This window comes from Blautia sp. OF03-15BH, from assembly GCF_003463065.1.
Taxonomy (GTDB): Bacteria; Bacillota; Clostridia; order Lachnospirales; family Lachnospiraceae; genus Limivivens.
The window spans coordinates 1-11039 of record NZ_QSCM01000032.1 but is presented as its reverse complement, the minus strand read 5'-3'; the positions used below and the strand labels follow the sequence as shown (position 1 = coordinate 11039).

Sequence of the window (11039 nt, the reverse complement as noted above, 5' to 3'; positions counted from 1 at the left end):
AGAAAATATCTCTCCGTATCCGGAGTAAAAAAAGAACTGTCCGTGACCGGACTGAAAACAACGGAAATCATAAAAGTAGCTGTATAGCTCGAAAGAGTAAACAGTAGTGGTGTCATGGACGCACCCTGAAAAAGGCGGTATCCCGCCTCTATTCAGATGCTCTGGTAACTCAGTTACCGAGTAGTTCACAGAATTCAAAAATCTGGAATTGCACACCATTTCCGACGAACAGTGCGTTCGTAAAACTCCCTGATTGCGGGACATGCTCTGTGATCTGGGGAGATGATGAGGAAGGATATGAACATGTATCTGTATCACCGAAGAAGAAATTCAATGTGCCTACATGGAATGATATGTGCGTACTGAAGGATATGTTCTTCGAGGATGATGAGGAAGTATATCAGATACATCCGAAGAAAAGTGAATATGTGAATGTGGTCGAAAACTGCTTGCATCTCTGGAAACCGATAGGGCATGAACTGAATGAGTTAGTCGAAACGAAAACAGAAGAGAAACCGGGATGGATTCCGGTTACGGAAAGGTTACCGGAAGAACATGATTCGATTTTTGCAAAATTTAAAGGGACGGAGAAATGGAAAAAAGGTATGTTCGCAAAGGTTTCCGATAATGTGCTGGCAACAATCAAGTGCGAAGACGGTGAACAGGAAATATGCACAACAGCAAAAACAAGAGACGGAGAATGGAAAAACGATTTTCTCAGAGCGTCCAGCGATGCGAAGATAACAGCATGGATGCCGTTCCCAGAACCGTACAAGGAATAGCATGTGCGACTATGGCGCTGAGGCACGGAACGCCAATTGAGCAGGCATCCGAAATAATTAGACGCGAAGAAATATGTGAACTAATGGGAGGAACTAGGATGGCAATATTTCATAAAACATTGCAGTATCATGAAGATACAACGAAGAAAAGAGAACTTAATCAGGAAGATGTAGAATTCCTGAAAAGATTGCAGTTTGAAATGAATACACAGGATACCACGGGTACAGCGGATCCCCGCTTCTGGATTATCAAAGGTAGTGAGAGAGTGATCAATAATGAGGATCCGGACGAACTGTGCTTGCAAGTAGATGGAAGCACAGTTACAAGCACAACGGAAGAAACGGTGAAGTATCTCAATGATAACATCCTGCCGGACTGCAATATCGATAGAGAAAACTGTAGAATCGAAACTGGGTATACATGGGATTTCAAACTGACGTACACGGAAGACGAAGAAGAAGAGTATGAGGATTTGTCAACGCAGGAAGTGAATGAATTTCTTGCCAACAATGGATATGACGATGTCACGATAGTTGGCGTTTCGGTCAGACCAATTATGTACCCGGGCACGATGTTTCTTACAGAGAAAGAGGCCCGGGAACACCTGGAGAGAAACCATTACCATTATTCAGAAGACGCGCATACATACTGCATGTGCGCATGGAGATCTCCGGAAGTGGAGAAATTGTGGAAAATATTACGGGAAACAAAATGGGATTGCCAAGACAAAGAGCTTGAAAGCCATGAAGAAAAGTACATTCTGCATTACTGCATTTCTCTCATGCAGGAGTTGGTCGGGTATTTCGAGAAATGGTACAGATGGGTGCATGGAGAAAACGCAGTGGAAGAGCTGAGTGAAGAAGAAAGGTTCTGCTATAACATGTCATATTTCCATATTGTCCAGGAACTGTTTCTGTTTCACACATACCATTCCGGAGGAACATCAACGATGGCAAAATGTAGACAGCTTGGTGTTGATAGCAGTGAAAATATCGAATTCAATTTCATGGAGGAATCAGATGAGTAAATCAGTATTAGTGATAGATACACCAGAATCATGTATACAGTGTCCCCTACTCAATGGATCGGATGAGTGCGTGATGCAGGATGAAGACGCAAATTTTAACGCAGATTCGCTTGACGATCTGATGCACGGATGTCCATTGAAACCACTGCCGGAACCGTACAAGAAATAACAGGGATATAAATGCAATAGACATTCCTCCAGGGCGGTGATCGTTTTGGAAGAAGCAACCGGAAAAACGAAAAGAAAAAGGAGAGTATATAATGAACAAAAATAAAGAGGGATATCCGGATCCGACGGCAGGGAAAGCGATCCAACAGGCAGACCGCCAGCCAGCGGTAATAGACTGGATGGTGAAAGTTTTTAAAGAAGTGGCCGAAAAGATGGGTTATGAGATAACGAACCGAATTGTGTTCAAAGATAGACACACGGGAAGAAAGTGGGAATAGGAGGTTACGATGACCAGGGAAAGATTGGAGACGTATCAGAGCAATAAAGAGGAAATCCAGGAGTTGGCCTATAAGCTCACTCATCTCAGAGAAGATATGGTGGGAAACAGTGTGATTCTGGATGGGCGCACAGGGATTCCCAGACCACAGGCGGTCGTCGGTGTGGACGAAGATCTTTTACAGAGGAGACGAGAAAGATACCAGGAGCGGAAGGCAGCCCTGGAGCTGGAGTGTGAGGAGATAGAAAACTATATTGAGAATATAGCGGATGGCTTAAGCCGGCGGATTCTTCGGATGCGTTACATAGACGGCATGACGCAGCAGAGGATAGCTAGAAAGGTCCATATGAGCCAGAGTGCGGTCAGCAAGAGAATTGAAAAATTCTTTGAGATTTTATAAAGTGGAATAAAAATAATAAAAAAGTGTGGTAATATTGAAACTGGATAAAAGTCAAGCGCATACCTAACCTGGTTGCAACAAAAGCGGCCTGCGGATTGGCCACCGACGAAACATAGTTTACCGGGAAAAACACTGGTCTTACGAGCCAGAGAAGCAGAGTTCAAGTCCTGCTGTTTCGAATTCTCCAAAAGTAAACCCATATTATACCACAGAGGCGAGAGTGAAAACTCTCGTCTTTTTCATGGAGAAAATTATGACAGAAGAAATGCTTAACTGGATAAGAGGCCTCATCCGTGACAATAAGGTGCATGAGTTCTACACTTCGCCGGTCTGGCGGAGATTACAGGTACAGATTCTGAAAGAGAATCACTATGAATGCGAACGATGCAAACGGAAAGGACTTGTAGTGAAGGCTACGACGGTTCATCACAAGAAATACCTGCGGATTCATCCGGAACTGGCCCTTGACCAGGATAACTTGGAATCAATCTGCGAGCGCTGCCACTATGATGAGCATCATAGAAAGAAGCCGGGGTTCACAAACGAAGAGCGCTGGTAGCCGGCAGCAGGGAGCCCCCCCGGGTGAAAAAAACGAAAAAACTCTGGGGAACGTGTGACCGGGGAGGGGCTCGTATCCAGAGAAATTTTTGAAAATTCCAGGAAATTGAAAGGAGGGTGGTAAAATGGCCCGCCCATTGAGTCAGGAAAAGAAAAGAGAAAAGACAAAAGAAAGCCTGAAAAATGCACTTTTGTCAAATAAAATGTCTGAAAAATTTCTGGAAGACAAGGTGGAAGAGTATATGTCCTTTTATGATGATTTACTCTACATAAATCAGACGCTTACCGCCCTGAAAAAAGATGGAAACTGTACGCTCAAAAATTATACCGATGCAACGGCAGAGAAGCGTCGGATCTCAGCAGAGATGAGAAGCATCCTGTCATTCCTGGGCTTAAAGCCGGCGGATGTGGTCCTGCCGTCAGGTGCTGTAGATGATGAAGAGTTATAGCCGCTTCATAGATCCGTATCTCCGGAAAATCAAAAACAACGAGGTGGAGCATTGCAAAGAGCAGGATCTCATGATTGATAATATAGTGATCCCCACGCTGGAACGGCCGGATGTCCGGATCGATGATGAAAAAATTGAAAAAGGTTTGTCCTTGCAGAAATACTTTCCATATCGGCTCATCGAATGGGAGGTATTTCTTTTTGCTTTGATTGTGGGCGTGACCTTCACCGATGGTGACATTGTATTTAATGAGATTCGCGTTATGGTTGGCCGGGGAAGCGGGAAAAATGGTTTTATTTCCTTCCTGTGTTTCTATTTCCTGTCCCCTTACCACGGAATCAGGGGCTATAACATTGACCTGATGGCCAATGCAGAGGATCAGGCCAAGACTTCTTTCAAAGATGTTTATGAGGTGATAACGGATCCAGTGGAATCGAAGTATAAAACGGTGCTGAAAAAGAATTATCATGCCACCAAAGAACTGATTACTGGCAGGGCGACCAAGTCGGAGTTGCGGTTCAATACCTCTTCCAAACGGGGCAAGGATAGTAAACGTACCGGATGTATCATTTTCGATGAGAAGCATGAGTATACAGATGTTCAGAACATGAATACGTTGAAATCCGGCCTTGGAAAAGTCTGGCACGGGCGGATCATCACAATCACTACGGATGGCCACATCCGAGGTGCGGTACTGGACCAGGAAAAGGAACAGAATCAGGATATTTTGAAAGAGTACAATCCACTCAACAGGACACTGGTGTTCTGGTGTCGGATTGAGAGCGAGAAGGAATGGAATCAGATCGACAAGCTGGTAAAAGCTATCCCCAGTTTGAATGATTTTCCAAGCCTGAAGACAACGATTCAAAAAGAGATTATTGAAATGCCGTATAACATGGATTACTTCCCGGAATATATGGCAAAACGCTGTAATTTCCCTATCGGAAATAAAGAAGTTGAGGTGGCCACCTGGGAAGATATCCTGGCAACGGATCAGGATATGATAGACCTGGAGGGAAGGAACTGTGTAGGAGGTGTGGACTATGCGAAAACCAATGATTTTGTTGCAACAGGCCTTACTTTTCGTGTTGAAGAAAAAATCTACCATGTGCAGCACACCTTCATCTGTTCCAGATCGAGGGACTTAGGTGGAATCAAGGCTCCTTTGCGGGAATGGGAAGCAAAAGGGGATGTAGAATTTGTGGATGATGTGGAAATTTCTCCGGATTTGGTGGCCGGCTGGTTTGAGAAAATGGGCCAGCGGTACAACATCATCAAGATTGCAATCGATAATTACCGATATTCTCTTTTAAACTCAGCTTTGAAGAAAGTTGGGTTCGATGCTTTTGAAAAGAAAAATGTGTATCTGGTTCGACCTTCTGACATTATGAAGGCCGCACCGATCATCAATCATGGCTTTGTCACCCATAGGATCGTTTTCGGAAATACACCTATCATGCGGTGGTATACCAATAACACCAAGAAACAAATGGATGATAAGGGAAATATTACATACGGAAAAATCGAACCGAACTACCGAAAGACAGATGGATTTATGGCATTTGTCAGCACAATGACCATTGTTGATGAGATTCCGGAAGAGCTTGACTACTCCGGAATCAACTTTGATGTATATAGCTATTAAAGCGGGAAGGGGGTGTGACATGGGATTTTGGGCATGGCTCGAAGGAAAATTGTCTACAGGAAAGACCGTGGAAGTAACTGCGGACACCATTGAACAGTTTGTGGACCAGGAACGACTTTCCAACCTGGTGGCAGAGGAACTTACAGTTCATGCGGCAATCAATCTGATAGCAAACAGCATTTCGAAGTGTGAATTTAAGACTCTGTCAAAAGGGAAGGAGCAGCAGGGAGAGGAATACTACGTTTGGAACTACGAGCCGAACAAAAATCAGAACTCCAGTCAGTTCCTCCAGGAGCTTGTAACGACACTCCTGTACCGTAATGAATGCCTGGTGGTCGAAAGCATGGGGCAGCTGATCATCGCGGAAAGTTTCACGAAAGAAGAATATGCCTTAAAGGAAACGGTATTCAGCAACGTATACCGGAAGGGGCTGACCTTTGACAGGACTTTTCGTATGTCGGAAGTTCTGTATTTTCGCTTAAATAACAAGAATATCCGCCAGCTTCTCACAAACCTGTGCAACGGGTACAACACCCTGTTGGATGAGGCAGTGGATAAATACGAAAAAGCCGGCGGCGAAAAGGGCACCTTACACATTGATGCCCTGGCCACCGGAGCAAAGTATGGGGGCAGGAGTTTTGAGGAAGTCTATGAAGACCTGATGAACAACCGATTTAAGCGCTTTTTCAACAGCCGGAGCGCGGTTCTCCCATTGTTTAACGGCTTTACTTATACGAAGCAGGCAGCAGAACAGAGCAAGAAATCCACCTCAGAGATGAAAGATATCACTGATGTTCTGGATGAAATTGTGGTGACTGTGGCCAGAGCGTTCAATATTCCATCGGCATTGCTGAAAGGCGATGTGTCAGATGTGGAAAAAATGACGAAAAACTTTCTTACCTTTTGTGTGGATCCAATCTGCGAAATGCTTCAGACAGAAATTAACCGGAAGCGCTATGGCAAACGCCAGGTGCAGCAGGGCTGCTATTTGAAGATCGATACAACTACTATCATGCATGTGGATGTGTTCGCGATTGCAGAGAAAATCGACAAGCTGATCTCTTCCGGCATGTATTGTATCGATGAGCTTCGGAAGAAGCTTGGAGAGACAGAACTTGGAACGGAAGAGAGCCGAAAACATTGGATCACAAAGAACTATACCGATATTGCGAAAGGAGGTGATACAGGATGAATGCAACGAAGTTTCGTTTCGAACAGCTGGCAGGCGGAGATACACATAAATTGTACATTTATGATGACGTTACCGCATACGGCCCTTTTAACTGGGAGACTTGGGCCTACGATGAGTCAGAAACCAGCGCAAAATACTTCCGGGAGCAGCTGGAAGCGATCCCGGACAGCGGGAGCATTGAGCTACATGTAAACAGCAATGGTGGCTCCGTCAAAGAAGGAATTGCCATTTATAACCAGCTGAAACAGCACAAGGCAGAGAAGATCTGCTATGTGGACGGCTTTGCTTATTCCATTGCAAGCGTGATCTGTATGGCCTGCGACAAAATTATTATGGGTCAGGGTACCTCAATGTTGATTCATAACATGTCCATGTCCGTGTACGGCGACGCAAAGATGCTGCGGAAGTGTGCGGACGATCTGGATGTGCTGATGGAGTCCAACCGGCAGATCTACATGGAGCGGGCAAAAAATCTCACCGAGGAAGAACTCAAGGAGATGATGGACAAGGAGACCTTCCTGACACCGGAACAGTGCCTGGAATATGGTTTCTGCGATGAAATCAGTAGCAGTAAGGTGGATCCGAGCCAGCTGAACCAGCAGGCAGAGGTTACGATCCGGCAGTTACGGCAGCAGATCAACAGTTTCCAGTCCTTCCACAAAGAGATGGAACAGTTTGTTCCGAAAGAAAAATCTCCGGTACCGGAGAAAAAAGAAAAAGGCGACAAAGTGCTCAAAATGATGGGCGCTTTTTTAAATGCATTTGAAAGGAGCAGCAAATGAAGAATAAAGACCTTCTGAACCAGGAAAACAAAGAACTGATGCAGAACCTCTCTGAGGCTCTGAAAAACGACGACGAGGAAGCAATGGCCGAGGCCTTTTCTCGGTTCGCCGATGGCGTGCAGGAGCGTATCATGGAGGAATACGGTGATCTGAGACAGAGCCGTGATTCTGCCATTCTTGCGGCCAGGGGCATCCGTCAGCTGACCAGTGAGGAGAAAGAGTTTTATCAGGCCTGGATTGATGCCTCAAAATCTGCGAATCCGAAGCAGGCACTGGTGGATATCTCAAAGGCAATGCCGGAGACGGTTATTGACACTGTGATTTCTGACATGAGAGAGTCCCACCCCCTGCTGGACAATATTGACTTTCTGAACTGCCAGGGCGTGATCAAGATGATCGTCAATGCCGATAATATTGATCTGGCCACCTGGAGCGCCCTGAATTCTGCTATCGCCACCGAACTGGCAGGAAAGATTGATACACTTGATATGACCCTGGCAAAGCTGAGCGCATTTATCCCGGTGTCAAAGGATATGCTGAAGCTGGGACCGGCATGGCTGGACAATTATGTGCGGATCATTCTTTCTGAAGCATCAGCAGCCGGACTGGAAAAAGGAATTCTGAAAGGAACAGGAAAAGATCAGCCGATCGGCATGTGCAAAGATCTGGCTGGTGCAGTGACACAGGGTGTTTATAAAGACAAAACAAAAGTAAGTCTTGGAACGCTGGAACCGGAAGGATACTGTGGAATCATTGCGCCGCTGGCGAAGAAACCGGATGATGTGGGAGGGTATCGCACGGTTCCTGAGGTTATGCTTGTGGTAAATCCGGTGGATTATATTAAACGGATCCTCCCGGCGTCTACGGTCCGGGCTACCGATGGCAGCTATAAGAATAACATTTTCCCGTATCCTACGAAGGTAGTTCAGTCCGCTGTGCTGGATGAGGGAGAAGCGATTCTCGGAATCGCAAAAAACTACTTCATGGGAATCGGGGCAGGCTCTTCCGGAAAGATCGAGTACTCCGACGAGTTCCAGTTCCTGGAAGACAACAGGGTATATACAACAAAGATGTATGGAATGGGGCGGCCGAAAGACAACAACTCCTTCCAGTATCTGGATATTTCCAAACTGAAACCGCAGTCCCTGAAAGTGGAAGTAACCAACACCGAGGACAACCCGGTAAACACAAAGGCGAAAGCTTGATGAGGTGATCGCATGACAGCAGAAGAGCTTTTGAATGACGTCAGGAATTATCTGGATATTACCTACAGCGATACGGATGGAGATACGAAGCTGATCGGCATCATCACCAGGGGAATGGCCTATCTGGACGCTAAGGCGGGGAAAACCCTGGATTACGGAAAAGAAGGCCAGTCCCGGGCACTTCTGCTGGATTACTGCCGGTATGCACGCAACAGCGTACTGGAACTGTTTGAACAGAATTTCCATTCAGAACTGATTATGCTGAGAATCGGGGTGCAGACGGATGAATACGCAGAAGACAACGGTTTCATTTGAAACGTTCAATGATGGATTGGTTTCCATTCATCTGATCGACGATGATGGGAACGCAGGGCAGATTCGGGGAAAATTCCGGTATGCAGAGAAAACCGTTGGAGCGGCGCGGTACTATGAAGCTATGACGGCCAAGATACAGGTCGACCGCCTGATCCGGATCCAATACCAGGAATGGCTGACTACGGAGTATCTGGCAGTGATCCATGGACGGGTCTATGAGATCAGCCAGGTACAGATGATTCCGGATTCTCTGCCGAAAACCAGTGCGTTATCCCTGCATCTTGCAAGACAGAGGGAGGTGGCCGATGGCATCCTTTGAAGTAAAGGGTTTTGAGGAACTTTTGACACAGCTGGATAAGCTGGGAAGGTTCGATGAGGTAGCCCCCAAGATGATGAAAGCCGGCATGGAGATTCTCCAGGAGGAAGTTGTAGCGGAGGCGTCGAAACATAAAGACACTGGTGAAATGGTTGCGTCCATAAAACCGACAGGACTCCGGGCAGGTTTTGATGGCGGGTATTATATGTGTACCCGTCCTACAGGCTACGCCAGCGGAAAAGGTAAGTGGAAGAACGCCAGAAAAGGAAAAGGCGAAGGAACAGGGCACAGGAGAGTCCGGAATATGGAAAAGCTCGTATGGTTGGAATTTGGCGTAAAAGGCCGTCCGGCCACACCGGTAATCACCAGCGCGGTGATCCGGGCCGAGCCGCGGGTTCTTCAGGCAATGCAGGAGGTATTTAACCGGGAGGTGATGCAGTGATGGAACTGGAAAAGGTTCTGGAAGGCATCGGGATCCCGGTGAAATATTATGAGTATGCCGGAGTAAAGCCGGAATACATCGTGTACAACGAGGAAGCAGAACAGCTGGCAGACTACGGCGATAATGATCCGGAATGTCACATTACCTGGTGGCAGGTACATATCTTCACTCCGAAGACCGGAAAGTTCCGGGAGTATAAGAAGGCTGCAGAAACAGCACTCCGGAAAGCCGGTTTTACGGTAACGGATATCCGGACATTGTATGAAACAGAAACAAAGACAATTCATGTGGTACTGTCGTGCCACGAAGAAGAAGAAAGAGAGGAATAACTATGGCGAAAAAAGGCCTTGAATATGTAGTATTTGGTAAGCTCAAGGAAAATGGAACCTATATAGAAGGTAAGAGACTGAGCCCGGCAGCAGCGTTCAACGGCACCCCTGCAAAATCTAATGCAAAGGATTATGGGGATAACGTGCTCCAGGAAGTGGATAACTCTGTAACTGGTGCGACTCTGAGTGTAGAACTGAACAATGATGTGGATGAGATTTATACTTACCTGTTGGGGCACGACAAGGCAGAGGGTGAAAATGGGGAAATTTCCTTTAAATCTACCGATGAGGCTCCCTTTGTTGGAGTGGGTGCAGTCGGAATGTCTGAGAACAAGTGGGTAGTTAAATTCTATACGAAAGTGAAGTTCTCTGAGCCAAATGATGAGAATCAGACAAAACAGGAAAATACAACTTTTACACATGTGACTCTGGAAGGAGAGGCTATGGTGCCGGAAGATTCAAAAGAATGGAAAATCAGAGCAACTTTTGGTACTCTGAAAGCAGCAAAAGACTGGCTGAACAAAAAAGTCGGAATCACCGCGGAGGCAGCGTGAGCAGCCTAAGACCGGGAGGCACCTGGATAATGATCGGGGGAGAAGAACATTGCGTCTTCTTCTCCCTCGGCGTTATTGACGAACTGCAGAGCCGGTTCGGCAAAACAGTGGGACAACTCCTGGTAATGTTGAAAGATCCTGTGGAAGGACCGGGGTACCTTCGGGATATACTGACAGAACTTTTGAATGACGAGGGCATCCGGCTGAAAAACGGAAAAAGGTATACAAAAGAAGAGGTGGGTTCTCTCGTGATGCAAAAGGAGATTCCGGGACTGACAATAGCCCTTCTCCTGGCCTTCAATGACGCCATGCCGGAGCCGGAGGATGAGAGAGACGACGAAGAGAGCGAGCTGCTGGATGTTGCCCAGCTCCTTATCATTGCCACCTCAAAAATGGGTTACAGCGAGGACGAAATCTTCAATATGACACCAAAGAAATTCTTTACACTCTTTGAAAAGTATCTGGAACTGAACGGAAAGAAGAAAGATACCCGGGCGGCCATTGATATGTTGCCGTAAACATGATATAATCGGTGATATTAGGAGGTTGTTAACAGTTAAATATAAATTATAAAATTATATAAGCCGGTGTTGAGTT

General features: G+C 46.2%; 16 protein-coding genes and 1 tRNA gene. All 17 read left to right on the top strand.

All coding sequences use genetic code 11. From position 1 onward, the window contains the following. Window positions 1–269: 269 nt before the first annotated feature. Window positions 270–782, top strand: a complete 513-nt coding sequence (locus tag DXA57_RS16815) for a DUF7694 domain-containing protein (protein WP_117768411.1) — start codon at window positions 270–272, stop codon at window positions 780–782. Then, window positions 701–1810, top strand: coding sequence for a hypothetical protein (locus DXA57_RS16810; RefSeq protein ID WP_158571357.1), 1110 nt, complete (start codon window positions 701–703; stop codon window positions 1808–1810). Before DXA57_RS16815 ends, DXA57_RS16810 begins: the two co-directional genes overlap by 82 nt. Window positions 1811–2070: 260 nt before the next feature. Then, the gene (locus DXA57_RS16805) at window positions 2071–2256 is read left to right on the top strand and encodes a hypothetical protein (RefSeq protein WP_117768409.1); all 186 of its coding nucleotides are present in this window, start codon (window positions 2071–2073) and stop codon (window positions 2254–2256) included. A gap of 9 nt (window positions 2257–2265) precedes the next feature. Continuing rightward, window positions 2266–2655, top strand: coding sequence for a sigma factor-like helix-turn-helix DNA-binding protein (locus DXA57_RS16800; protein ID WP_117768408.1), 390 nt, complete (start codon window positions 2266–2268; stop codon window positions 2653–2655). Between the two features lie 106 nt (window positions 2656–2761). Further along, window positions 2762–2834: transfer RNA gene (locus DXA57_RS16795), tRNA-Val, on the top strand. 74 nt (window positions 2835–2908) lie between these two features. After that, a complete protein-coding gene (locus DXA57_RS16790; RefSeq protein ID WP_199612772.1) occupies window positions 2909–3214 on the top strand; it encodes an HNH endonuclease signature motif containing protein in 306 nt (101 codons plus the stop codon). A 124-nt stretch (window positions 3215–3338) separates the two neighbouring features. Then, on the top strand, window positions 3339–3662 hold the full coding sequence (locus DXA57_RS16785; protein ID WP_117768407.1) for a hypothetical protein: 324 nt from the start codon (window positions 3339–3341) through the stop codon (window positions 3660–3662). Then, on the top strand, window positions 3646–5307 hold the full coding sequence (locus tag DXA57_RS16780; protein ID WP_117768406.1) for a terminase TerL endonuclease subunit: 1662 nt from the start codon (window positions 3646–3648) through the stop codon (window positions 5305–5307). The genes DXA57_RS16785 and DXA57_RS16780 overlap by 17 nt, the downstream gene beginning before the upstream one ends. A 19-nt stretch (window positions 5308–5326) precedes the next feature. Further along, the gene (locus DXA57_RS16775) at window positions 5327–6499 is read left to right on the top strand and encodes a phage portal protein (RefSeq protein WP_117768405.1); all 1173 of its coding nucleotides are present in this window, start codon (window positions 5327–5329) and stop codon (window positions 6497–6499) included. Continuing rightward, window positions 6496–7281 carry a head maturation protease, ClpP-related gene (locus tag DXA57_RS16770; protein ID WP_117768404.1) on the top strand — a complete coding sequence of 262 codons (786 nt, stop codon included), beginning with the start codon at window positions 6496–6498 and terminating at the stop codon, window positions 7279–7281. The genes DXA57_RS16775 and DXA57_RS16770 overlap by 4 nt, the downstream gene beginning before the upstream one ends. Further along, a complete protein-coding gene (locus DXA57_RS16765; RefSeq protein WP_117768403.1) occupies window positions 7278–8486 on the top strand; it encodes a phage major capsid protein in 1209 nt (402 codons plus the stop codon). Before DXA57_RS16770 ends, DXA57_RS16765 begins: the two co-directional genes overlap by 4 nt. A 12-nt stretch (window positions 8487–8498) precedes the next feature. After that, window positions 8499–8801, top strand: coding sequence for a hypothetical protein (locus DXA57_RS16760; RefSeq protein ID WP_117768402.1), 303 nt, complete (start codon window positions 8499–8501; stop codon window positions 8799–8801). Next, entirely contained in the window at window positions 8770–9120 is a 351-nt protein-coding gene (locus tag DXA57_RS16755; RefSeq protein WP_117768401.1) for a hypothetical protein, read from the top strand. The genes DXA57_RS16760 and DXA57_RS16755 overlap by 32 nt, the downstream gene beginning before the upstream one ends. Next, window positions 9107–9559, top strand: a complete 453-nt coding sequence (locus tag DXA57_RS16750) for an HK97 gp10 family phage protein (RefSeq protein WP_117768400.1) — start codon at window positions 9107–9109, stop codon at window positions 9557–9559. The genes DXA57_RS16755 and DXA57_RS16750 overlap by 14 nt, the downstream gene beginning before the upstream one ends. Further along, window positions 9559–9888: a tail completion protein gp17 gene (gene gp17, locus DXA57_RS16745; RefSeq protein WP_117768399.1), complete on the top strand. Its 330-nt coding sequence runs from the start codon at window positions 9559–9561 to the stop codon at window positions 9886–9888. The genes DXA57_RS16750 and gp17 overlap by 1 nt, the downstream gene beginning before the upstream one ends. A gap of 2 nt (window positions 9889–9890) precedes the next feature. After that, a complete protein-coding gene (locus DXA57_RS16740) occupies window positions 9891–10442 on the top strand; it encodes a major tail protein (protein ID WP_117768398.1) in 552 nt (183 codons plus the stop codon). A 29-nt stretch (window positions 10443–10471) separates the two neighbouring features. Then, a complete protein-coding gene (locus DXA57_RS16735) occupies window positions 10472–10960 on the top strand; it encodes a hypothetical protein (RefSeq protein ID WP_117768397.1) in 489 nt (162 codons plus the stop codon). Window positions 10961–11039: the final 79 nt, after the last annotated feature.